Genomic DNA, 24172 nt, shown 5'->3' on the forward strand with positions numbered 1-24172 from the left:
GTGTCGCGCACGCGGTCCGTGACCCGCTCGGCGACTGATGGGGGCAGTCTACGCTGGCGGCAGCGCCGTTTCCTGAAACCGCGCTGAAACGTTCTGAACGCAGGCGGCGGGCGGGTTCCGGGGCGCGGCCGCGATCGTCGGCCGTTTCGTCTGCCGTCATCTGCGCGCGATCGGTGCCGGCACCGGCGCAAGCATCGCGTGCGGTTCCTTCGTGCGCTGCGGCGCGTTGTGGACCATCGTGTATGCGTAGTCGACGCCCATCCCGTATGCGCCGGAATGTTCGCGCACGATGTTCATCACGGCATCGTAGGTTTCGTGCCGCGCCCAGTCGCGCTGCCATTCGAGCATCACCTGCTGCCAGGTGACCGGTACCACGCCGGCCTGGATCATGCGCTGCATCGCGTACTCGTGCGCTTCCTTCGACGTGCCGCCCGATGCGTCGGCGACCATGTAGATCTCGTATTCGCCTTCGTCCATCGCGCACAGCGCGAAGGTGAGATTGCACACCTCCGTCCACAGACCGGCCGCGACCACTTTCTTGCGACCGTTCTTCGCGAGTGCGTCGCGCACCTTCTGGTCGTCCCACGAGTTCATCGACGAACGTTCGAGGACGGGCTGGTTCGGAAAGACGTCGAGCAGTTCCGGGAACGCATAGCCGGAGAAGCTCTCGGTCTCGACCGTCGTTATCGTGGTCGGAATGTCGAAGGCCTTCGCGGCCTTCGCCAGCCCGACCGCGTTGTTCTTCAGCGTCTGCCGGTCGATCGACTGCACGCCCAGTGCCATCTGGGGCTGCAGGTCGATGAACAGCATCTGGCAGTTATGGGGCGTCAGGACATCAAGTTTAGGATTACGCATGATATTGGCCTCGCTGGTCGAATGGAATGCATGACGGCGCCGGAATCGGCTGCGCCGCGCCGGGTCGACGCAGCGGGTTCGCTGAATGAAATCGCGCGCCGACGTGTCAAGCTTAGGAGCGGGAATCGGTCGGCGGAAATAAAACGTTATGAATCGGTGCCGATGCGACGTGCGCGTGCCGACGCGCGAACCGCGCCGGCAGCGCGTCAGGGCGGCGTGCCGAGGCCGAACGAGGCGGCCAGTTGCGGCCCTTTCTCGAGCAACGAGATCACGTCCGCCCGTCGTCGTACCGACCATTGCGCGAGACGCTCGACGACATCGGACGCGTCGGCCGGCAGCGCCTGCGCGAGCGACACCGCATCGCCTGCCGCCTTCGACGTGCCGGAGGCCGTATGCGGGCGCACGGTGCACGCCGCATCGCCGATCAGCACGACGCGGCCGTCGACGAAGGCAGGGCTCAGCGCGTCGAAGATCGCCTGGTTGAACGGCGCGCGCGTGGCGAGCACCAGTTGCGACAGGGATGCCGGCAAGCGCGCTTGCGCCAGTTGCCGCAGCGTGCCGACGACCTCATCGGCCAGCATCCCCGGATGCACCGACGCGTGATGGACGTTGCCGTGACGATCGGTCAGGTGGCGGCGCAGCGCCGCGCGATCGGTTTCGTTGCGATACCACAACCAGTTGAAACGGCGCGTCCCCGGCGCGAGCGAGCCGTCGAGCGCGGGAATCAGGAAGGCCATGAACAGCTCGCCCGGCGCCTTGTGAAGGGTCATGTTCTCGACCAGCGGCGCGATCGCGGCAACGTCGAAATCGGCTTCGTCGACGATGCCGCGCCACGCGAGATAGCCCGCGAATGACGGCGCGTAGCCGGGAAACAGGTGCGTGCGCAGGGTCGAGCCCGACCCGTCGGCCGCAACCAGCACGTCCGCGCGAACGTGTTCGTCGCCCAGGTGCACGTCGACGCCCGTCGCGTCCTGCGTGAAGCCGCTGACCGTGCGGCCATAGCGGATGCGTCCGCGCGGCAGCGTGTCGCACAGCGACCGGTAGACGGCGTCCCACGACGAGAACGGCAGCATTTCGGGTTCGTCCCGCGTGACGCTGCCGTCGCGCTCGATCCAGCGACGCCGACGCGTCGGCACGCTGATCATCTGCCGGCAATGACGGCCATGCTGTTCGAGAAACGCCATCATGCGGCGCAGCACGGCCACGCCGCCGCCTTGGCCGCGCAGCGGAGACGGCGCGCGCTCGTAGACCGTCACGTCGTGCCCGATGCAATCGAGCGTCAGCGCGGCCGCGAGACCGGCGATCGAGCCGCCGGCAATGGCTATCTTCATCGTGCGTGGTTCCTTGTTAGAGAAGCGGCATGGTGGTCCGGCCGCGCGGCGACGTTTGCCGTGCCGTGCCGACGGCTCGCCGGATGATGGCATGTCGACCGGCGGGCTGCGCCGATCGTGCAAGCGTCGTCGCGCGAGCGCGACATGGCGGCCCGATCGCGCTAGATCCGCAGCAGTTTCCCCGCATTGCCGCCGAGTATCAGCGCGCGCTGGTCCGCGCTCAGGTCGAGCCGGTCGAGAAAGCGGACCGGCTGTTCGTAACCCATGTCGAAGCAGTAGTCGCTGCCGAGCACGAGCCGGTCGATGCCGACGTTCGCGATCAGGAAGTCCAGCACCGGCCCGGAGTGGGACACCGTGTCGTAGCTGAAGCGCCGCAGATAGCTGCTGGGCTTCTGCGCGAGCCGGCGCGTTTCGGGGCGCACGGTCCAGCCCGCGTCGAGGCGCCCCGCGACGATCGGCAACGCGCCGCCGGCATGCGGCAGCGTGAAGTGCAGGTTCGGATGACGGTCGAGCACGCCGCCCAGGATCAGGTGCGCGCCGGCGATCGCCGTGTCGAACGGATTGCCGAGCAGGTTGCTGAGGTAGAAATCGCCGAGCCGTGCGCCGCCGACCGTTTGCTGCGGATGCAGGAACACCGGCAGGTTCAGTTGCGCGATGCGCGCGAAGACGGGTGCGAACAGCGGGTCGTCGAGATCGCGATTGTCGATGTTGGTGCCCATGTACACGCCGCGCACGCCCGGCAACTGCGCGGCGCGCTCGAGTTCGTCGATCGCGTCGGTCGCGTTCAGCATCGGCAGCGTCGCGAGTACGACGAAGCGCGTCGGATGACGCTCGTAGACGCGCGACGCGGCCGAGTTCCAGTCGCGCGCGAGCTTCGCATTGAACGACCGGTCGGCCCAGTACGCCATCGGCACGCTGAGCGACAGCGCCTGGACGTCGACGCCGGACGCATCCATGTCCGTGAGCCGCGCATCGACGTCGATGAACTTCATCGGCAGCGGCCCGAGGCCGCCGGCGGGCGTGCGGAACGTGAACGACGCGTCGTCGCACGTGAACGACCCGCCGAAGCGCTTGCCTTCGCCGCCGACCAGATTGCAGAAGCTTTCCGGGTAGTAGTGCGCGTGGATGTCGATCGCGCGCGGCCGCTGCAGCGGCGCGGTGGCCGATGCGGCCGGCGTGCTCGCGGTTGCGGCAGCCGGTGCCGAACGGCCGGCCAAGGCCGTGCCGGCGAGCGCGGCGAACGTGCCGAGCAGGCGTCGCCGGGCCGGCGACGGGCAGCAGGTGCAGGTCAACGTGGGATGTCTCATGAGGATGTCGGCCCTTCGAATCGTGCGGCTCAGCCGCGTTGCGTGATGCCCGTTGTGGTGCCCATTTCGCACGCGACGAGCTGGGTGTCGAACTGCGCACGCTCGTGTCGCGCGCGGGCCGAGCGATCGGTGACGGAGAACAGGACGACGCCGGCGAACGCCGCCGCCATCGAGAACAGTGCCGGGTATTCGTACGGATAGACCGCATGCGCATGACCGAGCACCGTCACCCACACGGTCGGGCTCAGCACCGTGAGCGTGACGGCGGTGGCGAGCCCGAGCAGGCCGCCGAGCACGGCGCCGCGCGTCGTGAGCCCGCGCCAGTAGATCGAGAGCAGCAGCACCGGAAAGTTCGAGCTCGCCGCGATCGAGAACGTGAGGCTGACGATGAACGCGATGTTCTGCTTCTCGAACGCGATGCCGAGCAGGATCGCGAGCACGCCGAGCACGACGGTCGTCGCGCGCGCCACGCGCATTTCCTCCTGGTCGGATGCGCGTCCGCGGCGCAGCACGTTCGCGTAGAGATCGTGCGAGATCGCCGACGAGCCCGCGAGCGTGAGTCCGGCGACCACGGCGAGGATGGTCGAGAACGCGACTGCGCAGATGAAGCCGAGGAACACGTTGCCGCCCACCGCGTGCGCGAGGTGGATCGCCACCATGTTCGCGCCGCCCGTCACGGCGCCGGACGCGTCGTGGTAATGCGGGTCCGGCGCGACGAGCGCGATGGTGCCGAAGCCGATGATCACGATCAGCACGTAGCCGACGCCGACGATGCCGGTCGCATGGAGGATGCTCTTGCGGGCAGCCTTGACGTCGCCGACCGTGAAGAAGCGCATCAGGATGTGCGGAAGGCCCGCCGTGCCGAAGATCAGCGCGAGGCCGAGCGACACGGCGGAGACCGGATCGGAGACCAGGCCGCCCGGACGCAGGATCGCCGCATGCTTCGGATGCACGCTGACTGCCTGCGCGAACAGTGCGTCGAGGCTGAAGCCGAAACGGCCGAGCACCATGAACGCCATGAACGCCGCGCCGGCGAGCAGCAGCACGGCCTTGATGATCTGGATCCAGGTGGTCGCGAGCATCCCGCCGAAGAATACGTAGACGACCATCAGCACGCCGACGACGAGCACCGCGACCGTGTAGTCGAGACCGAACAGCAGCTCGACGAGCTTGCCCGCGCCGACCATCTGCGACACGAGATACAGCAGCACGATGACGATCGAGCTCGACGCCGCGAACGCGCGGATCGGCCGTTGCCGCAGGCGATAGGACACGACGTCGGCGAGCGTGTACTTGCCGAGGTTGCGCAGCGGCTCGGCGATCAGGAACAGGATGATCGGCCAGCTCGCGAGAAAGCCGACCGAATAGATCAGGCCGTCGTAGCCGCTCGTGAACACCAGCGCGGAAATGCCGAGCAGGGATGCCGCGGACATGTAGTCGCCGGCGATCGCCCAGCCGTTCTGGAACGCGGTGATCCGGCCGCCGGCCGCATAGTGGTCGGCCACGCTGTGGTTCTTGCGCGCGGCCCAGCGCGTGATGACGAGCGTCGATGCGACGAACAGCAGGAACATGCCGATCGCGACCGGGTTGTGCCCGTGTGCGATCGCCGCGGGGCCGGCCGCGAACGCCGGTGCCGTGCCGGCGGCGGCGATCGCGGCGAGAAGCAGGCGTTTCATGGCGTGTCTCCGTGACGAAGGGACGCGACGAGCGCGTCGTGGACCGAATTGGCCTGGAATACGTACAGCGCGACGAGCGCGAACGTGACGACGAACATGCCGAAGCCGACCGGGATGCCCCACGGCGTCGGCCGGCCCGGCACGATCGGCTGACCGAGCAGCGTCGGCGAAAACGCGAGCGTCAGGATGAACGCGAAATAGAGGGTGAGCATGACGACGGTCAGCGACCAGGCGAGCAGCCTTCTGCGCCTGACGAGCGCGCGAAAACGGGCGTCGCGCAGCAGCGGATGGGCGGCCTGCGCCGGCGAGTCATGCGCGGGCGCGGTGCCGGCGGTGGCCGGATGCGGGTGGTTCACGGTGTCTCCTCGATGGATCGGATGTCGCGGCCGGGCGTCGGGCGTCGCGCGTCTCGTGCGCGGCGCCCGCCCGTGCCCGGCTCGGAAATGCGGCTCAGAAATGCGGCGGCACCGCGGTTTCCCGCATCACGACTTCCGGCGTGCGATAGCGCTCGGCCATTTCGCGCTCGGTGTCGTTTTTCAGTTGTGCCTGCATGTACGCGCCGAGATGGCGCGCGTGCTGCACGATCGCGACGCCGAATGCGGTGCGCGTCTCGCTGTATTCGCACAGCGCGTCGAGCGTGTCGGCGCGCGTGGCGAGCGACGCGACGAGCGCGAGCGCATCGCCGGCCGCCTTCGTGACGCCCATTCCGCAGTGCGGCCGCGCGACGAATGCGGCGTCGCCGAGCAGCGCGATCCGGCCGAACGCCATGCGCGGCACTTCGAGGTCGTAGATCGGCTGGAACAGCGGCTGCGTCGCGCGTGCGACGACTTCGGCGAACTGCGGCGCGAGCAGCGCGTCGGCCGCGTCCTCGAGATCGGCGAGGACGTCGCGCCGGATCAGCGTCGGCGGAATGCCGCCGGCCCACAGCTTGCCGGTCTCGTCGGTCAGCAGGTTCGGCAGGTCGGTGTCTTCGCGCGTCGCGCGATACCAGACGAAGTTGTAGCGGCGCTCGCCGGGTTGCGTGCTGTTGCCCTGGCCGGCGACCGGGTAGCCGAGGATCTGTTCGTGCGGCGGCAAGCCGAACGCGAACTTGTCGAACAGGCTCGCGTGGGTCGCTTCCGACAGCGCGGCTTCGTCGACCAGCCCGCGCCATGCGACATAGCCCGCGTATTGCAACTGCGCGTCCGGCAGCAGCCGCTCGCGAATCGCGGAGCGGAACCCGTCGGCGGCAATGACGAGATCGGCATGCACGACCGAGCCGTCGGACAGCGTGATAGACGCGTGCTCCGGCCCGTCCGCGACGTCGGTCACGACGGCGCCCGCGTGATAGTGCTGATCGGGCAGCGCCGCACGCAGCACGTGGTACATCTTGCTCCACGCGGTGAGCGTCTGCGGCAAGCGCCGTTCCGATTCCACGGCGCCGTCCTGCGACAGCGTGATGCGCGACTCGACCTTGACGCCGATCGACGCGTCGATGCGCACGCCCGCGGCGAGCATCACGTCGAACAGTTCCGGATGCGTGACGATGCCGGCACCACGGCCCGACAGCGCCTCGGGCACCCGCTCGTAGACGTCCACGTCCCAGCCGTTGCGCAGCAGGAGGTTGGCTGCGAACAGCCCGCCCAGCGAGCCGCCGACGATGGCGGCCTTGCGTTTGCTTGCAGTGATGTTGTTCATGTCAGTCTCCGGTGGATGCGCCGGCCGATGCGGCCGCGTCGGGAAGCGCGAGGCCCTCGACCTCGGCGGCAGGGAAGTTGAGTTCGATCGTCACGCCGGACGGATCCTCGATGAAGACCTGGTGCAGACCGAGGCTCGGCACCGTGCGGTCGCGCCACGGGATGTTCTCGGCGCGCAGCGTGCGCCACGTCGCCTCGACGCCGGTCGCGAGGAACGCGATGTGGTCGACGGTGCCGGTGCCGGCGGCCGGCAGCGGCTTGTCGCCGAGATAGGCGGCAAGGCCGTCCGGATTGGACGGATCGACGCCGATGATGTGGACGATGCCGTAATCGGCTTCGTCGCCGCCCTTGTAGAGCCATGCGCCGGGAAAGTCGAACGGCGGACGATAGCCGCGTTTGAAGCCGAGCACGCGTTCATAGAACCGGCACGATTTCTCGAGATCGAGCGTGCGGATCGAGTAGTGCGCAAGTCTGGATACAGGCATGGGACACCTCGTGTTTATCAGTCGATAAGTTATCGTTCGATAAATTCTAGTGGAAAAGATCGGCAGGACAAAGCCGCGATCGAGCGGTGTTTACCCGCAGTGGAAATGGGTGCCGGATGCCGGCGCGCGATGCGCTACGACGCGATTTCGCCGGCCATGACTTCGTCCGCGTAGCACCATACCCAGCGCTCGCCCGGCTCGATCGAACGGGCGAGCGGATGGCCGGTTTCGTGGAAATGCCGGCTCGCGTGGCGATTCGGCGACGAGTCGCAACAACCGACTTGCCCGCAGCTCAGGCACAGGCGCAGATGCACCCACCGACTGCCGGACTTCACGCATTCCTCGCAGTAGTCCTTGTCGGTGTGCAGGACGCGCGCTTCGCCGAGGTGACTGCAGGTGGTAGTCATCTTTCGCTCCGATGCCGGCGCCGCAGAGCGCTCGCAGCGCGGCCGGCACGAAGCTGCAAGCGGAGGCGGACAGGATTCATTGTGGACGGTCGTGGCGCGAGCGGACCTTAATTCTTATTAAACGTCGCGGCGCGATGGCGACGACGACGTACAGTCGCAAGTGCGGCCGGGGTGCAATGTCGCGGTGCGGTCGCCGGGAGGGCTTCATGACGCAGTCTCAGCATGTCAGGGTAATCGGTTTGCCGAACAGCAGGGAAGCCTACGCAATTCGCGATTTCCTGAAGCGCGGCGTGGTCGAGTACGCGTGGTGCGAACTGACGTCCGACACCGACTGCGTGCGCGAGCTGGGCATCGCGCCGCTGCGCGACGTCCGGCTGCCGGTCGTCGTCTTTCCGGACGGTACGTGCATGTACCAGCCGACGCTGCCGGAGATCGCCGCCAAGCTCGGCTGGGTCGCGCGGCCGCGCTTCATCGAGTATGACCTGTCGATCTACGGTGCCGGCCCGGCGGGCCTGTCGGCTGCCGTCTACGCGGCATCGGAAGGGTTGCGGGCCGTCGTGATCGAGCGCGATGCGGTCGGCGGACAGGCGGGGACGAGTTCGCTGATCGAGAACTACATGGGATTCCCGGACGGCATACCCGGCGCCGAGCTGGCCGAGCGTGCGCGCCAGCAGGCGGTCAAGTTCGGCGTCGAGCTGCTGATGATGCGCGAGGGCGTGCATGCGACGTTCGTCGACGGCAAGATTCGCGTCGACCTGGCCGACGGCTCGATTCTGACCGCGCGCGCAAATATCTGCGCGACCGGCATCGAATACCGCAGCCTCGGTCTGCCGGACGAACAGCGCTTTCTCAACGCGGGCCTGTTCTATGGCGCGGGCTCGAGCGAGGCGCCGATGTGCGAGGGCAAGCACGTGTTCATCGTCGGCGGCGGAAATTCGGCCGGGCAGGCGGTGATGAACTTCGCACGGCACGCGCGTGAAGTCACGATGGTCGTGCGCGGCGCATCGCTCGCGGCAACGCTGTCGCGCTACCTGATCGACCGGATCGAGCGCATGCCGAACGTGACCGTCCGCTACGGCACGACCGTCGACGCGTTGCAGGGCGACGGCCGGCTCGAGGCGATCGTGCTGCGCACGGAAGACGGCGCGCGGGAAGTGCTGCCGGCCACGCACCTGTTCGTCTGCATCGGTGGTGCGCCGAACACCGAATGGGCGAGGGATACGAACATCATTCGCAACGAGAGCGGCTACCTGGTCACGGGCAGCGACCTCTGCGACTGTCCTGCATTCGGGCGCGTGTGGCCGCTCGAGCGCCGGCCCTACTATCTCGAAACGAGCGTGCCGGGTTCGTTCGCGGCGGGCGACGTCCGGTCGGGCTCGGTCAAGCGGGTGGCGTCGGCGGTCGGCGAAGGGGCGATGGCCGTGACCTTCGTCCACCGCTTCCTGAGCGAGGATGCGCAGCGGCAGGGCGCAGCCTGAGCCGTGCGGCGCTGGCGCCGCGATGCGTTGGCCGCCGGTATCAGCCGCGCGTCGACACCGGCAGCCGGAACGTCATCACGGTACCGTGCCCGTCGCGCGGCGCCGCTTCGAGCGTGCCGCCATGCGCCTCGATGATCGAGCGGCAGATCGCGAGTCCCATTCCCATGCCGTGCGATTTCGTCGTGAAGAACGGATCGAAGATCCGGTTGGCGATGTCCACAGCGATGCCGGCGCCGCGGTCGGCGATGCGGACGACCGCATGGCCGTCGCTGACCTGCGACGCGATTTCGAGTTCGCGCTGCGTGACGAGTCCGTCCATCGCGTCGAGTGCATTGGTGACGAGATTGAGGATCACCTGCTGGATCTGGGTGCGGTCGGCCATCACGCAGATGCCGTTGCAGTGCAGTTCGGTGCGCAGCACCACCTGCTTCGCGTCGATTTCCGTTTCGGTGAGACGCAGCATGTCGCGAATCAGGTCGTCGATCGCGACCGGCGCCAGCGCGGGCGGCGTTTGGCGCGCGAGCGATCGCAACGCGCGGACGATGTCGGCCGCGCGCACGCCGGATGCGCGGATGTCGTCCAGGCTCGCGAGCGCCTCGCCGAGATCGGGTTGCGGGCCGCGCAACCAGCGCATGCCCGCGCCGGCGCTCGACACGATGCTCGTCAGCGGCTGATTGATCTCGTGCGCGATCGATGCGGCGAGTTCGCCCATCACCGTCATGTGCGCGGTGCGCGCGAGCTCGGTGCGCGCGTGCCGCAGCGCGGCCTCGGTCTCGACCCGGCGCGCGTTCTCGTCGATCAGTTCTGCGTAAAGCCGCGCGGATTCGAGCGCGTTGGCCGCCTGCGGCGCGAGCACTTCCAGCATCGCGATGCGCCGCGGCGAGAACACGCCGTTGCTCAGCGCATTCTCGAGATACAGCACGCCGACCAGCGCGCCCTGTTTCAACAGCGGCAGGCAGAACAGCGAGCGCGTCGGGTGCGCGCGCAGGCTGTCGACGTGATCGGGAACGCCGTCGCGCTGCGCATTCTCGAGCACGATCGGCTTGCGCGTGCGCGCGACGGTGTTCAGGATCGACAGCGGCACATCCTGTTCGGTGGGTTCGCTGCGGGCGATATCGACGATCACGTCGCTGCCCGCGATGCGCGCCACCGCCTCGATGGTCAGCCGGTCGTGCCGGGTGAGCAGCAGCAGGCCATGGCGCGCGCCGGCATACACGAGCATGTTGCGCATCAGCGTCTGGATCAGGCGCCCGAGCACGATTTCTTCGGATAACGAATGGGCGGCGCGCATCGCGAGCGCGAAATCGAGATCTTCGCGCGCGGGCGCGGCCGGGCCGCCCGGCGACGGATCCATCACGAGGAACGGATGCTGCGCTTCCATCGCCCGCGTCTTGCCGGTCGCGCCCCAACGCCGGTAGCACGCATGGGCGAGCCGCAACTGATGACGGGCCTGGCCGCCGAGCCCGAGCGACGCGGCATGCTGCGCGGCCCGCTCGTGCGCGAGCGCCTGTTCGTGCACGAAGCCGTGTTCCGCCGCGAGGCTGGCCGACGTTTCGTATTGCTGCATCGCGACCACGTGCTCGCCGCGCACGCACGCGAACTCGGCATCGATCAGCGCGAGCTTGTTGAGAAACGTTCCGGGATTTCGCTCGCTCCACACCGCGAAGCGGGCGCGCTGGGGCGCGAAGCGTTCGAGCATGCGTTCGGGCGGCGTTGCGCCGTCGTCGCATGCGATCCCGGCCAGCACGCTGAACAGGTGGAAATCGGCAAGCATGATGTGCGCGGGCGTCGACCATGCACTCGACGTAGCCGCATCGAGCGATGCGCGCGCCGTCGCGGCGTCGCCGAAGATGAAGGCCGCCTGGCCGGCGAGCACGTCGGTCCAGAACGCCAGGACCGACATCGGGGTCCGCGATGACGCACGGGCACGCCAGCTGCCGATCAGCCGGTCCTGGCCGAACTGCAGCGCATCGATGAATTCGGATTGTGTGGAGACGAGGTCGGTGATGTCGTCGTAGTGCGCGCCACGCGCGATCTCCAGCAGCGGGTCGATTTCGGCGCGGATCGCGGGCAGCGCCTCGCCCATCGACAACAGATCGCTGACGATGTGATTGCAGCTGTAGCACATCCATCGCAGCTCGGCGCTCGCATTGCCCGCGGCTTTCGCATCGCGTGCGCGTTCGAGTGCGTAGGACAGCGGCTGGGTCCAGACGCTCACCTGGTCGAGCGCGATCAGCGTGGCGGAGCGATAGCGCTCGAAGCCGTGGCGATCGACCAGCGCGAGCGCGACCCTGGCGAATTCGAAGCCGTCTTCATACGCGCCGTGGTGCTCCGCGATGCTCACGCCGTACCACGCGAGCCCCTGCACCGACGCGGCGGTGACGCCGTGGCGCAGCGTCAGCCGCACCATCGTCGCGAAATGCAGCAGCATCAACCCGCCGCTCGGATAGAACATCGCGGCTTCGAGCGCGGTCAGCAGTGCCATCGTGGCTTCCACGCGCGTGTCGGTCATCACGGGCAGGTCGACCAGGTCGGCGATGTCGCGGCCGTCGAGCGCCGCGCGCACCGCATCGCAGGCCGCCGCGAGATCGGCCTCGACCGGCTCGGCGGGCAGTTCGACGCCGAGCAGCGCCAGCCCGGCCAGCGCGACGTCGATCGCTTGCCGGTAGTGCGCCTCCACCGTGAGCTGCGCGGCCTTCAGCCGATGCGCCTCGGCCCGGTCGGCGGGCGTGCGCGTACGTGCCATGAGCGTGTCGATCGCGTCGGACGCCTGTGCGGTTTCGCCGGTCGCGAGCAGCAGGCCGCTGCGCAGGATGCCGATCCGGCTGGCGAGGCCGTAGTGTTGCGACCAGGCATGCGGGCCGAGCAGCGATTGCGCCGACGCAAGAAACGACAACGCACGATCGCGCGCGGCGGCCGTGGCCGCGGCCTCCGCGGCGTCGGCGAGCGCACCCGCGTATGCGAGCGCGAGCGTGTCGTCGAGCGGCACGCCTTGCGCCAGTTCGATCTGGGCGGCGAGCGCCAGCAAGGAGTCGGGTGACGGCGGGTTCGCGCGCGCGAGCATCGCGGCGGCGATCCGGGCGTGGCGCAGCGCGCGCTCCGGGCGCCCCGTGAGTGCGTAGACGGCCTCGAGGATGCGGTCGTGAGCGAAGCGCCAGCGGTCGCCGGAGAGCGACACGAGACCCATCCGGCGCGCCGGGTCCAGCCAGAAGCGGAGTTCGGCCAGCGTTTTGTCGGCGGCCGCGCGCAACAGCGCTTCGTCGATGTCGATGCCGATACAGGCCATCAGCGCCAGCAGCGTTCTCGTTTCGTGCGGCAAGCGCTGCATCCGGACCGCGAGCAGGCTCACGACGTTCTCGGTCTCGTGGCGCGCCTCGATGTCGTCCGCATTCCATTGCCACGCTTGCCGCACCGGATCGTAGCCGAGCAGCTGCTCGTCGATCAGCGTGCGCAGCAGCTGCTGGATGTAGAACGGATTGCCGCCCGTCCTGCGATGAACGATGTCGCCGAGCCCGGACAAGCGGGCCGGCGCCTCGCCGAGCATGCCGGCGAGCATCCGCGTGACGTCGGGCGTATCGAGCGGTGCCAGCGTCAGCGACGCGACGCGGGCGCGATCGAGCTGCTCGCGCAGGTGCCGGAACGCCGGCGCGTCGTCATGCGGCGGCCCGCTCCGATAGCTGGCGACGATGCAGACATGGGCCGGCGGATCGAGCGCGATCGATGCGAGGAACGCGAGCGTCGCTTCGTCGGCCCACTGGATGTCGTCCAGTGTCATGACGAGCGGCTCGCCCGGCGCCGCGAACGCGCGGAATGCATTCACGACGATCTGGCACAGATGGAATTCGGGAATCGCATCGGTAGGGTCGAACGCGACGGGCTCGACGTCGAGCAGCCACCCGGTTTCCGGGAAGATCGCGGCAAGCAGGCTCGCCTGACGGCCTACGCAGTCGCGCAGCCGCGCGGCGATCGCCGCGATTTCGTCGTCGCGCCTGGCCAGCGCGCTGCCGAACAGCGCGCGCAACGCCTGCAGCACGGGCGCGTACGGCCGCGCGGGCTGGAACCGGTCGACCTTGGCCGACGTGCACCACCCGGTGCGCGACACGGCGCGCGCATGACGGACGAAGTGTTCGGCGAGCGCGGTCTTGCCGACGCCGGCCGGTCCGTCGATCAGGACGATGGCCGTTTCGCCGGTCTGCCTGACCGCGGCGAGGATCGCCTCGAGCCGATGAATTTCCGCGTCTCGGCCGACCGGCAGGTCGAGCGAATGCAGGCTGGCGAACGGATCGCGGCCGCCGAGCGCGAACGGCTCGACGCGGCCCGCTTCCCGCCAGTCGTGCGCGATCCGCTCGAGATCGTGCTGCACCGTTTCGCAGGACGGGTAGCGATCGGCCGGTTCCTTGGCGATCAGCTTCAGGATCAGGTCGTTCAGGATGGCCGGTACGTCGCCGCGAAACGCCGCCGGCGGCGACGGTTGGATGGCGACGTGCGCGTGGACCCACTCGGACGTCGACGCGGCCTTGTAAGGCATCGCGCCCGTCAGCAGGCGGAACAGCGTGATGCCGAATGCGTACAGGTCGGCACGCTCGTCGACGGAGGCGCCTTCCGATACTTCCGGTGCCGCGTATGCGGCGAACTCCGTGCGTATCGTGCCCGCCGCCGCATGGTTCGTGCCGCGATCCCGCGCATGCGCGAACGAGCGGAGCATGACCGTGCCGTCCGGTGCGACGACGAAACTGGCCGGCTGGAGATCGCCGTGCAGCCAGCCGCGCCGATGCAGTTCGCCGAGCGTGCGGGCGGCGCCGATCGCCGTTTCGAGAAAGGCGTCGAGCGGCAGCCGGCCGTCGGTCAGCGTGTCGAACGCACGCACGTCCAGGCGCGGATGAACGAGCACCGGGCCGTCGGCCGCGCGGATCAGCGCCACCGGCAAGAGCGCCCAGGCCGGGTCCAGGATCCCGTTCAACGCATGTTCCTGCTCGAACTGCCGGCAGCGCTGATCGAATTCCCAGCCGGTCTGGCACGCCGGCCACACGCGCCCCGTCGCGCGGTCGGTCAGGTCGAAGGTCAGGACGTCGCCCGAGCGCACCACGTTCGACAGGCGGGCACGCGCGAGCCATTCGGCATCCATTCGGTTCGTGTCGTCCGGGTTACGCAAGGGCTGATTCACGGTGGGGCGGCGGGCTGGGTGGAGGAGGGTGGAAGCGGCTCGCGATGCGGGATCGGCCGGGCTCGGTCGCGCGCGTTCGGGCCGCGACCCGTGCATTGTCCGACAGCCCGCGGGATTTTGCAGTACCTCTGCGCCCTCGCGCCCCGGCGGAAGTCGGGGCCGGACTTAAACCTATGGATAATATTCGCGGCGCCGGTTGCGACCTACGATACGGTCACGCCTCCCGGCATGCATCGGCATGGCCGGACGGGCAACCCAGGAGCGCGTCGCCTCGCGAGGCGGCGCGAGGTGGCAGGCAGCATAAGCGAGTGCGGATCATGTACACGTTCGGACGGGTGACGGTTTCCCTTGAATGCCGCGAAGTCTGTGTCGACGGGCAGCCCCGGTATATCGGCGCCCGGGCGTTCGAGATCCTCGAACTGCTGGTGAAGGCGGCCGGCCGGCTCGTGTCGAAGGACGAGATCATGCAGGCCGTGTGGCCGAACACGATCGTGGTCGAGAACAACATCCAGGTCCACGTCTCGACGCTGCGCAAGCTGTTCGGCGGCAAGCACGGGTGGATCCGGACCGAATCGGGCCGCGGCTACCGGCTCGCGCCGCCGGCCGACCATGCGCACGGCGATCGCCCGCCGCTCGCGTTCGACTCGGCCTGCAATGTCCGCGCGAGTGCTACGCCGCGCAAATGTCCGATGATTGGCCGGGAGCAGGAAGCGGCCGAGCTGCACGGGCTGCTCGATCGCGAGGCGCTCGTCACGCTGGTCGGCCCCGGCGGCGTCGGCAAGACGCATCTGGCGCTGGAGGTCGCGACGGCCTGGTCGGCGGCGCACGGGATCGAGATGGTCCGGGTCGACCTGGCCGGCCTGCGGGCCGACGCGACCCTGGCGTGCGCGGTGCTGGACGCGTTCGACCTGCCGGGCGGCCCGGGCGCGGGGCCCGCCGACGTCGTCCGGGCGATCGGCGAGCAGCGCGTCGTGCTCGTGTTCGACAACGCCGAGCAGTACGTCGACGAACTGGCCGACCTGAGCGAAGCGATCGCGGACGCGAACCCGGGCGCGATACTCGTCGTGACGAGCCGGGAGCCGTTGCGGGTGGCGGGCGAGCGGGTCTATCGCGTCGGGCCGCTGTCGTTGCCGCCGGCCGGCGCGAACGCCGACGACATCGTCGCGAGCGGCGCGGTCCGGATGTTCCTGGCGCGCGCGCGCGCGATGGGCACGGATCTTCCGGCGGACGCGAAGACGCTCGACGCGATCGCAACCCTCTGCCGCCGCCTGAGCGGCCTGCCGCTCGCGCTCGAGCTCGGCGCGGCCCGTGTCGCGTCGCTCGGCATCCAGGGGCTGGCGGCGGATCTCGACAAGTCGGTGCTGTCGCTGTCCGGCGGCCTGCGCACGGCGCACCCGCGCCAGCAGACGCTCAGGGCCACCATCGAGTGGAGCTATCGGCTGCTCGACGACATGGAGCGCACCGTGCTGTGCCGTCTCGCGGTGTTTCCGGATGCGTTCCGGCTCGACGCGGCCTGCGCGCTGGCCGCCTGCACCGAACTGGGTGCGGACGAGGTGCTGGACTGTCTCGTCAGCCTGGCGTCGAAATCGCTGCTGGTCGTTCATTCGGTCGGACTGTCGAAGCGCTACTCGCTGCTCGAGGTCGTGCGCGCGTATGCGCTCGAGAAACTGGCGGAATCGGGCGAAGCCGGGCGTCTCCACGCGCGCCGCGCGTCGTTTGCGGCCGACCCGCACGCGGACGCGCTGCAGCCGGCGCCGGCCGCGCCGGTCGCCGGATCGTGGGCGTGACAGCCGGGCTGCGCGGACCTGGCGCGCAGCGGCGGCGCCTGTCGATGCGGCATGAACCGCACGGCGCTCCCCTCGATTGACACCATTTAGGTTTTTATTTCATGGCCCTTGTTTGCATCATCGATGACGATGCGTCGGTCCGAAAGAGTCTTGCCAGCCTGCTGAAATCGGCGGGCCATACCGCATTGCCGTTTGAGTCGGGCGAGGAGTTTCTCGCGACCGGCCCGCTGGACGACGCGGCGTGCGTGCTGCTCGACCTGAAGATGAAAGGGATGGGCGGTCTCGACGTCCAGCGCCTGCTGGTGCAGCGCAACGCGGCGCTGCCGGTCATCCTGATGTCGGCGCACGGCGACGACGAGTCGGTCCGCCGGGCGCTCGCGCAAGGCGCGGTCGCGTTCCTGCGCAAGCCGTTTCCATCGGACGACCTGCTCGACCTGATCGATCAGGTCGCATCCGGCTCACCGCCCGCGTGAGCGGCGCGTCCGCCGTCATGCCGCGCGCGCCGGCGTGTCCGCCCAGACTTTTCTCGGTTTATCATTCGATAATGAAGCGGATGCCTACACGAGGAATGCGATGGCGAGCACGCCGAATATGACTTCTGATCGCAACCAGGGCGCGGGGGAACCCGCGCCGGTCGTCTATGTGGTCGACGACGACGAAACGCTGCGGCGCGCGCTGAGCGCGCTGTTGCGCTCGGCGGGATTTCGCGTCGAGACGTTCGCGACGTCGCGCGCGTTCCTCGCATTCGAGCGGCCCGACGTGCCGAGTTGCCTGATCCTCGACCTGCGCCTGGCCGGCGAGAGCGGGCTCGCCGTTCAGGAGGAAGCGGTGCGTGCGGGCCTGAACGTGCCGATCCTGTTCATGACGGGTTACGGCGACGTGGCCACCACCGTCAAGGCCATGAAGGGCGGCGCGCTCGATTTCCTGACGAAACCGTTCGACGACGACACGATGCTCGATGCCGTCGGCCGCGCGCTGGCCCGCGACGGCGAACGCCTCGCGCGCGAGCGTGAGCTGGATGCGGTGCGGCGGGCCTATGCGTCGTTGACGCCGCGCGAACGCGAAGTGATGAGCCAGGTGATCGCGGGCCTGATGAACAAGCAGATCGCGTCGAATCTCGGGCTGCAGGAAATCACGGTGAAGGTGCATCGTGCGCAGGTGATGAAGAAGATGCAGGTCCGCACGCTGCCGGATCTCGTGCGTCGGGCCCAGGCGCTCGGCGTTCGCCCGGTCGGCGCGGGCGGTTGAGCGGGGGGCGACAGAGCAGGCGCCTGAGCAGGCGCGCCGGCCCGTTCGACGCGACGGGATCGGCACGCACGTGCCGGCGCGGCGCCCGATGCCGCGAACGGCGACGTTCATGCGGCCACTTCGCGGTCGGCATCGGCGGCATGCGTGACCGCGCGTGCGTGGTGCCGGGTGGCCGGCCGCGGGTCGCGGCCGCCGTCGAACGCGGCGACGAGATGTTCGGCGAGCGTTCTGACGCGCGCGGGCAGGTTGCGGCGCGAGTGGTAGAGCAGCGATGCGTCGAGATCGCCGACCTGCCAGTCGGGCAGCAGGCGAACGAGTTCGCCGGCGCGCTCGAGCGGCCGCGCGAGATGTTCCGGCAGCACGGCGAAGCCCGCGCCGCGCGTCGTGGCGAGAATCAGCGTGTCGAGACAGTTCGAGCGAATCGCGCCGGCCAGCCGGATCGCGGCGGTCGCGCCCGTGCGCCGGTGCCGCAGCGGCCACATCGAAGCGCCGCTGCCCGGTTTGCCGCCGTGCGCGTCCGTGCGTTCGAGGGCCTGCGGATCGTCGGGTGCGCCGGCAGCGGCGCGAAACCGCGGGCTCGCGTACAGTCCCATCGCAATGCGTCCCAGGCGTCGCTCGACGCAGGTCACGCTCGACGTCCGTTCGGTGACGATCGACAGGTCCGCGGCGCCGCTGAACGCCGCGCTCGGATGATCGACCCAGTCGACGCGGTTACGCACGAGCGGATACCGCCGATTGAAATCGGCGAGTACCGGCACCAGCCGATCGGCGCCGAACAGGTTCGAGACCTCGATCGAGACGTCGCCCTGCACGTCGCTCGCATTGGTGTGACAGCACACGGAAAAATGCTCGTATTGCGCGAGCAACGCGATCGCCTGTTCGAGCACGTCGTGGCCGACGTGGGTCAGCGTCACCTTGCGCGTCGTGCGATGGAACAGCAGCACGCCGAGCGACGTTTCAAGGCACTGGATGGTGCGGCTGATGGACGGCACGCCGAGCCGCAGGGCGTCGGCGGCTTTCGTGAAGCTGCCTTGTTCGGCAACCGTCTTGAGAATCTCGAGCGCTTTCAGGCGATCCATGACACGTCCCGCTGCGGTGAGTGCGTATGGGAGCAATGTATGCGGCGCATCCGCGCGGAACAACACAAAAAACGTTAGTAAAGCTTAAGAGCGGCGTGAAAATGCTGAAGGCCGTTCGTGCGAAACCGGCACGCACGCTCAGTCCGATGCGGAACCGCCCGGCGCGTACGCATCGCCCGTCGCGGCCGACGCCGGCGGCGTCCATCCGCCGCCCAGCGCGCGCACCAGGCCGATCGTCGCGATCGCGAGCGACTGGCGGCTGTGAATCAGCTGGCGTTGCGCGCTCAGTGCATCGCGGTCCGCGTCGATCACCTCGAGATAGCTGACGTAGCCGTGCGCATAACGGCTCAGCGACAACCGCGCGGCCGCCTCGGTCGCGCGCGCCGCGCTGTCGTAGCGCGCGATCCGCTCCTTCTGCGCGGCGATGTCGTTGAGCGCATCCTGAACCTCGCGCAGCGCGCCGAGCGCGGTCGCGCGATAGTTCGCGTCGGCGAGGTCCGCGCCGGCCGTCGCGGCGGCCACCGCGGCGTCGCGCTTGCCGCCGTCGAACAGCGTTTCGGCGACGCTCGCGCCGAGCCCCCACAGCGAACTGTTGCGATCGAGAAACGTGCCGAGATCGCGGCTCGCGAAACCACCCTGCGCGGTCAGCGTCAACGTCGGCAGCCACGCGGTGCGGGCGACGCCGATCTCGAGCGACGCCGCGTCGGCACGGCGCGCGGCCGCGTAGACGTCGGGCCGTTGCGCGAGCAGCGCGGACGGCAGGCCGGGCGGCACGTCCGGCACGCGCACGAGCGATGCGGTGGGCGCGACGGCGAATGTGGTCGGCGACACGCCGGTCAGCACGGCGAGCGCGTCGACGAGGTTCTCGCGCAGCCGGCGGCTGTCCGCGAGATCGGCGCGTGCCGTATCGAGGTCGGCCGACGCGCGCAGCGCGTCGAGATCGCTCGCCGCGCCGGCCCGCACGCGCGCGGCGATCACGTCGAGCGCGGTGCGGCGCAGCTCGATCGCGCGCGCGAGCGTCGCGAGATCCTGTTCGACGAAATGGAGCGTCAGGTAGTCGGCCGCGACGTCGGTCGCCACGCGCAGGCGCACCGCCGCGCGATCCGCGTCCGCCTGCAGCACGTTCTGCCGGCCGATCTCGGCGTCGCCGCGCAGGCGGCCCCACAGATCGACTTCGTAGCTCGCGGTGAACGGCACCGACCAGTTGTGCATCGTGCGTTTCGGCAATGCGTTGTCGACCGTGCCCGACACGCGCGAGCGGCTGAACGACGGCGCGACACCGACGGTGGGCGCCAGCGCGGCTTCGCGCACGCCGAGCAGCGCCTGCGCCTGGTCGACGCGCGCCGCGGCGGCGCGGAGGTCGGGATTGCCGGCGAGCGCGGCGTCGACGAGCGTGACGAGCGGCGGCGCGCCGAACCATGCGGGCCACTCGGCGAGCGGCGCGGCGGGTGGGTTCGCCGCATCCGCATGGCGGAACGGGGCCGGTCCGACCGCTACGGGCGCAAGCGGCCGCGGCGCGATCGTGCATGCGCTCAGCAGGCAGGCGGCGAACACGGCGGCGAACGGGGCGGCGATGCGGATCATGGCTGCGCGCGCTCGGGTTGCAGCGTGACGACGACCGACAGGCCGGGCCGGATGCGCGGCTCGGTCACCGCTTGCCCGTCGAGCAGGATCTTCACGGGCACCCGCTGCGTGACCTTCGTGAAGTTGCCGGTCGCGTTGTCGGGCGGCAGCAGCGAAAACTGCCCGCCGGTCGCGGGCGACAGGCTGTCGACGTGGCCGCTGAAGGTCCGCTCCGGCAGCGCGTCGAAGCGCAATTGCACGGCGTCGCCGGTGCGCACGTGCCGCAGCTGGGTTTCGCGGAAGTTCGCGACCACCCACGGGTGCGGCTCGACGAGCGTGAGCAGCGCTTGGCCGGGCGCGACGTGCTCGCCGGTCTCGACGGTCTTCTTGCCGACATAACCGTCAGACGGCGCGACGACGGTCGTGTATTGCAACTGGAGTTCCGCGTCGCGCAATTCGGCGTCGTTCTGGTTCGACACGGCGGCCGCCGCCTGCCACGCGGCCTGCGCGCTGCGCCATTGCGCGTCGGCCGCGTCGATGCGCGCGCGGGCGGACTTGCGTGCCGCGTTGGCCGCATCGAATTCCTGCTGCGACAGCCCGCGCGGCGTTTCGCGGGTCAGCTCGCGGGCCCGCGCGTAATCGAGCTCGGCTTTCTCGGCATCCGCATGCGCCGACACGCGCGTCGCGTCGGCCTGCTCGACCAGCGCCTTCGCGCGGCTCGCATCGGCGTGGGCCTGCGCGACGCGCGCCCGCTGCAGCGCGACGCGCACGTCGAAATCGCGCGGGTCGAGCCGCACGAGCGGCTCGCCCGCATGCACGAACCGGTTGTCGTCCACCAGCACGCGCTCGACCGTGCCGGCCACGCGCGGCGAGATTACGTGCAGATGGCCGGTCACGTACGCGTCGTCGGTGCCGCGTTCGTGCGCATCGTATTCGTAGACCAGCAGCGCGACGAGCAGCAGCGCGCCGGCGGCGATCAGCACGACCGGCCACTTGCGCGAACGCGCGGCGGGAACGGACGGCGAGTCCGGCGGGTTCGGGGTCATGGTCGGGATACTCCATCGTACGGACGACTTTCTTCGTATCGCGCTATGCTTGCGCGAGCCTCATATGCGGGAGCCGCTCGACGATGAACACCACGTTCGCCCCCGGTGGCGCGACACCGGGGCCGGCCGCCGCGCCGGCCGCCGACATACCGACGTTTCGCTCGATCGCCGCGATCGCGTCCGTGCTGCTCGGCGCGATCATCGCGACGCTGACGTCGCGCATCACGTCGCTCGGCCTCGCCGACGTGCGCGGCGCGCTCGGCGTCGGGTTCGACGAAGGCGCGTGGATCAACACGGCGTTCACCGCGTCGCAGATGTTCGTCGGCCCGCTCGCGATCGCGGCGGCCTTCGTGTTCGGCACGCGCCGCGTGCTGCTGGCGGGCGCCTCGGTGTTTCTCGTCGTCGAAACCGTGCTGCCGCTGTGCACGAACTTCGGCACCTTCATCGCGTTCCAGAGCCTCGCCGGCTTCGCGTCCGGCGTGTTCGTGCCGCTGACCGTCGGGTTCGTCGTGCGCACGCTGCCGCCGCGGCTGATCCCGTTCGGCATCGCCGCGTATGCGATGAACCTCGAGATGTCGCTGAACCTGTCCGCGACGCTCGAAGGCTGGTACAGCGAACACCTGAGCTGGCGCTGGCTGTTCTGGCAGAACGCGCTGCTGACGGTGCCGTTCATCGTCTGCCTGTTGCTGTCGCTGTCGAACGAGCCGGTCAAGCGTTTCGTGTCGGGCATCGACACGCGCGGCATGCTGCTCGGTGCCGGCGGGTTCGCGTGCCTGTGCATCGCGCTCGACCAGGGCGAACGGCTGTTCTGGTTCCAGTCGCCGCTGATCGTCGCGCTGCTGTGCATCGGCATCCTGATGATTGCCGCATTCCTGATCCACGAACTCACGTCCCGGCAGGCCGGGCTCGATCTCGGCTACCTCGCGCTGCCCAACGTCGCGTTGCTGATCCTGCTCGTCGGTCTCGTGCGCTTCACCGTGCTCAACACGAGCTTCATTCCGTCGGTGTTTCTCGCGAGCACCTACGGGCTTCGCCCGCTGCAGATCGGCGATACGCTGCGCTGGATCGCGATTCCGCAACTGCTGTTCGCGCCGTGCGTCGCGTGGCTGCTGCAGCGCGTCGATCCGCGCCGGCTGATCGTGGCCGGTTTCCTGATGGTGGCAGTCGCGTTCGCGCTCGGCGCGCGTCTCACGCCCGCGTGGGCCGAGCCGGACTTCATCCCGTCGCAACTGCTCCAGGCGCTGGGGCAGACGATGGCGCTCACGTCGGTCATCTTCTTCTTCGGCAAGCATGTGACGGCCGAGCACGCGCTGACGTTCGGCGCCGTCGTGCAGACGACGCGCCTGCTGAGCGGGCAACTCGGCACGACGTCGATCGCGGTGATCCAGCGCATCATGGAGGCTACCCATTCGAATCTCGTCGGTCTGCATGTCACGCTGTCTGATCCGCAAACGCTCGCGCGGCTGCGGGCTGGCGCGGCGTCGCTCGTGTCGCACGGCGCCACCTTCGCCACGGGCGACCAGGCGACCTATGCGCTGCTCGACCGGGCGGTCCGGGTCCAGGCGACCACGCTCGCGCTCGCGGACAATTTCCGGGTCGCGATGGCGTTCGCCGTCGCGGGGGTGTTGATCGGCATCCTGCTCAGGCCGGCGCGCGCGCCGGCGCCATGAGCCCCCGGCATCGCGCAGCGACGATCTTAGCGATCGCGCTCCCCGCGACGGAATCGCGTCGGCCTGAAAATTCCTGAATCTTCCTGAAGGGCGCGCCGGCGCCAGGGCCGCGCGCGCCGTGCCGCAGCGCTTACGCCTTCAGGAACGCGAGCAGTTCGGCATTGATCAGGTCGGCGTTGACGACGCACATCCCGTGCGCGCCGCCGGGGATCACCTTCAGCTGCGCGTGCTTCACGATCTTCGCGGACAGGCGCGCCGAATCGTCGATCGGCACGATCTGGTCGTCGTCGCCGTGCAGGATCAGCGTCGGCACGTCGATCTTCTTCAGGTCCTCGGTGTAGTCGACCTCGGAGAATTCCCTGACGCACTGATACTGGCCGTACACGCCGCCCATCATGCCTTGCGCCCAGAACGCGTCGATCGTGCCTTGCGACACCTTGACGTTCGGCCGGTTGAAGCCGAAGAACGGCACCGCGAGATCCTTGTAGAACTGCGAACGGTTCTCGGCGACGTTCTTGCGGATGCCGTCGAACACGTCCATCGGCAGGCCGCCCGGATTCGACGCCGATTTCACCATCTGCGGCGGCACCGCGCCGATCAGCACGGCCTTCGCCACGCGCTTCGTGCCGTGCCGGCCGATGTAGTGCGCGACTTCGCCGCCGCCGGTGGAATGGCCGACGAGCGTGGCCTCGCGCAGGTCGAGCGCATTCATCAGCGCCGCCAGGTCGTCGGCGTACGTGTCCATGTCGTTGCCTTGCGACGGCTGGCTCGAGCGGCCGTGACCGCGCCGGTCGTGCGCGATCACGCGGTAACCGTGCTGCACGAGGAACAGCATCTGCGCGTCCCACGCATCGGCGCACAGCGGCCAGCCGTGCGAGAACACGACCGGACGGCCGCTGCCCCAGTCCTTGAAGTAAATCTGCGTACCGTCTTTGGTGGTGATCGTGTTCATCGCATGGGCTCCTTGATGGGCGGAAGCGGCGTGTTTGGGGGCGGCGGCGGCAGCGGCCGGCAGCGCGGCAGCGGCAACGGCGGTCGCGCCGGCCAGCAGCATGTCTCGGCGGCGCGCCGAGGGAATGGCGTCGTGATCTGCGGGACGCATGAGGACTCCTTGAACGTGCGGTGCAATGGTGCCGCGTTGGATTTGAAGGGTTTCGGATCTGCCCGCGAGCGGCGCTCGCGCGGGCGGCCGGCGCGTTCGCGTTCGCGCGCCGGCAGGCACGCAAGGGCACGAACGAACGCCGACAGGAGGCTATCCCGCGACCGCGCGGCGCGTACTGAAATCGTGCTGAATTGTCATGAACGCGGCCGCCGCGCGCCACGCGAGCGCGCCCGCCAGAAAAATTAAGCCCGGCGTAAAGACTCTTCAGCGGCGGCCCGTTATCGTCGGCATCAGGTCA

The 24172-nt window shown here is 69.1% G+C and carries 18 protein-coding genes; 5 read left to right on the forward strand and 13 right to left on the reverse strand.

The window, feature by feature from the left end; all coding sequences use genetic code 11:
- Positions 1–156: 156 nt before the first annotated feature.
- The 8 genes from DIE12_RS33930 to DIE12_RS33965 form a co-directional block, all read right to left on the reverse strand.
- Entirely contained in the window at positions 157–855 is a 699-nt protein-coding gene (locus DIE12_RS33930; protein ID WP_124521114.1) for a hydrolase, read from the reverse strand.
- Between the two features lie 206 nt (positions 856–1061).
- Positions 1062–2186, reverse strand: coding sequence for an FAD-dependent monooxygenase (locus DIE12_RS33935; protein WP_124521112.1), 1125 nt, complete (start codon positions 2184–2186; stop codon positions 1062–1064).
- A gap of 161 nt (positions 2187–2347) precedes the next feature.
- On the reverse strand, positions 2348–3493 hold the full coding sequence (locus DIE12_RS33940; RefSeq protein WP_124521110.1) for an amidohydrolase family protein: 1146 nt from the start codon (positions 3491–3493) through the stop codon (positions 2348–2350).
- A gap of 29 nt (positions 3494–3522) precedes the next feature.
- A complete protein-coding gene (actP, locus tag DIE12_RS33945; RefSeq protein WP_124521108.1) occupies positions 3523–5169 on the reverse strand; it encodes a cation/acetate symporter ActP in 1647 nt (548 codons plus the stop codon).
- Entirely contained in the window at positions 5166–5525 is a 360-nt protein-coding gene (locus DIE12_RS33950; RefSeq protein WP_124521106.1) for a DUF485 domain-containing protein, read from the reverse strand. Before DIE12_RS33950 ends, actP begins: the two co-directional genes overlap by 4 nt.
- 94 nt (positions 5526–5619) lie before the next feature.
- Positions 5620–6846 carry an FAD binding domain-containing protein gene (locus DIE12_RS33955; RefSeq protein ID WP_124521104.1) on the reverse strand — a complete coding sequence of 409 codons (1227 nt, stop codon included), beginning with the start codon at positions 6844–6846 and terminating at the stop codon, positions 5620–5622.
- 1 nt (position 6847) lies between these two features.
- On the reverse strand, positions 6848–7330 hold the full coding sequence (locus tag DIE12_RS33960; protein WP_124521102.1) for a VOC family protein: 483 nt from the start codon (positions 7328–7330) through the stop codon (positions 6848–6850).
- 134 nt (positions 7331–7464) lie between these two features.
- Positions 7465–7737, reverse strand: a complete 273-nt coding sequence (locus DIE12_RS33965; RefSeq protein WP_124521100.1) for a ubiquitin carboxyl-terminal hydrolase 14 — start codon at positions 7735–7737, stop codon at positions 7465–7467.
- A 206-nt stretch (positions 7738–7943) separates the two neighbouring features.
- Here DIE12_RS33965 and DIE12_RS33970 point away from each other — a divergent pair, with 206 nt between their 5' ends.
- Positions 7944–9215 (forward strand): NAD(P)/FAD-dependent oxidoreductase, encoded by a 1272-nt coding sequence (locus DIE12_RS33970; protein ID WP_124522872.1) that lies wholly within the window; start codon positions 7944–7946, stop codon positions 9213–9215.
- Between the two features lie 40 nt (positions 9216–9255).
- Here the strand turns inward: DIE12_RS33970 and DIE12_RS33975 are convergent, their stop codons facing one another.
- Positions 9256–14340: an ATP-binding sensor histidine kinase gene (locus DIE12_RS33975; RefSeq protein ID WP_185641011.1), complete on the reverse strand. Its 5085-nt coding sequence runs from the start codon at positions 14338–14340 to the stop codon at positions 9256–9258.
- A gap of 356 nt (positions 14341–14696) precedes the next feature.
- Here DIE12_RS33975 and DIE12_RS33980 point away from each other — a divergent pair, with 356 nt between their 5' ends.
- The 3 genes from DIE12_RS33980 to DIE12_RS33990 all read left to right on the forward strand — a co-directional run bounded on the left by DIE12_RS33980 (position 14697) and on the right by DIE12_RS33990 (position 17414).
- Positions 14697–16166: a winged helix-turn-helix domain-containing protein gene (locus tag DIE12_RS33980; protein WP_185641010.1), complete on the forward strand. Its 1470-nt coding sequence runs from the start codon at positions 14697–14699 to the stop codon at positions 16164–16166.
- A 101-nt stretch (positions 16167–16267) separates the two neighbouring features.
- The gene (locus DIE12_RS33985; protein WP_124521092.1) at positions 16268–16639 is read left to right on the forward strand and encodes a response regulator transcription factor; all 372 of its coding nucleotides are present in this window, start codon (positions 16268–16270) and stop codon (positions 16637–16639) included.
- 118 nt (positions 16640–16757) lie between these two features.
- Positions 16758–17414: a response regulator transcription factor gene (locus tag DIE12_RS33990; RefSeq protein ID WP_260427857.1), complete on the forward strand. Its 657-nt coding sequence runs from the start codon at positions 16758–16760 to the stop codon at positions 17412–17414.
- A 107-nt stretch (positions 17415–17521) separates the two neighbouring features.
- Here DIE12_RS33990 and DIE12_RS33995 read toward each other — a convergent pair whose 3' ends face one another.
- From DIE12_RS33995 to DIE12_RS34005, 3 genes are all read right to left on the reverse strand, one after another.
- On the reverse strand, positions 17522–18493 hold the full coding sequence (locus DIE12_RS33995) for a LysR family transcriptional regulator (RefSeq protein WP_124521088.1): 972 nt from the start codon (positions 18491–18493) through the stop codon (positions 17522–17524).
- 138 nt (positions 18494–18631) lie between these two features.
- Positions 18632–20077 (reverse strand): efflux transporter outer membrane subunit, encoded by a 1446-nt coding sequence (locus DIE12_RS34000; RefSeq protein ID WP_124521086.1) that lies wholly within the window; start codon positions 20075–20077, stop codon positions 18632–18634.
- Entirely contained in the window at positions 20074–21102 is a 1029-nt protein-coding gene (locus DIE12_RS34005) for an HlyD family secretion protein (protein WP_124488012.1), read from the reverse strand. The genes DIE12_RS34000 and DIE12_RS34005 overlap by 4 nt, the downstream gene beginning before the upstream one ends.
- An 83-nt stretch (positions 21103–21185) precedes the next feature.
- Here DIE12_RS34005 and DIE12_RS34010 point away from each other — a divergent pair, with 83 nt between their 5' ends.
- A complete protein-coding gene (locus DIE12_RS34010) occupies positions 21186–22772 on the forward strand; it encodes an MFS transporter (protein ID WP_124521084.1) in 1587 nt (528 codons plus the stop codon).
- Positions 22773–22902: 130 nt separating this feature from the next.
- Here the strand turns inward: DIE12_RS34010 and DIE12_RS34015 are convergent, their stop codons facing one another.
- The gene (locus DIE12_RS34015) at positions 22903–23724 is read right to left on the reverse strand and encodes an alpha/beta fold hydrolase (RefSeq protein ID WP_185640873.1); all 822 of its coding nucleotides are present in this window, start codon (positions 23722–23724) and stop codon (positions 22903–22905) included.
- Positions 23725–24172: the final 448 nt, after the last annotated feature.

Origin of the sequence: Burkholderia sp. Bp9015, from assembly GCF_003853505.1 — a bacterium.
Classification (GTDB): domain Bacteria; phylum Pseudomonadota; class Gammaproteobacteria; order Burkholderiales; family Burkholderiaceae; genus Burkholderia.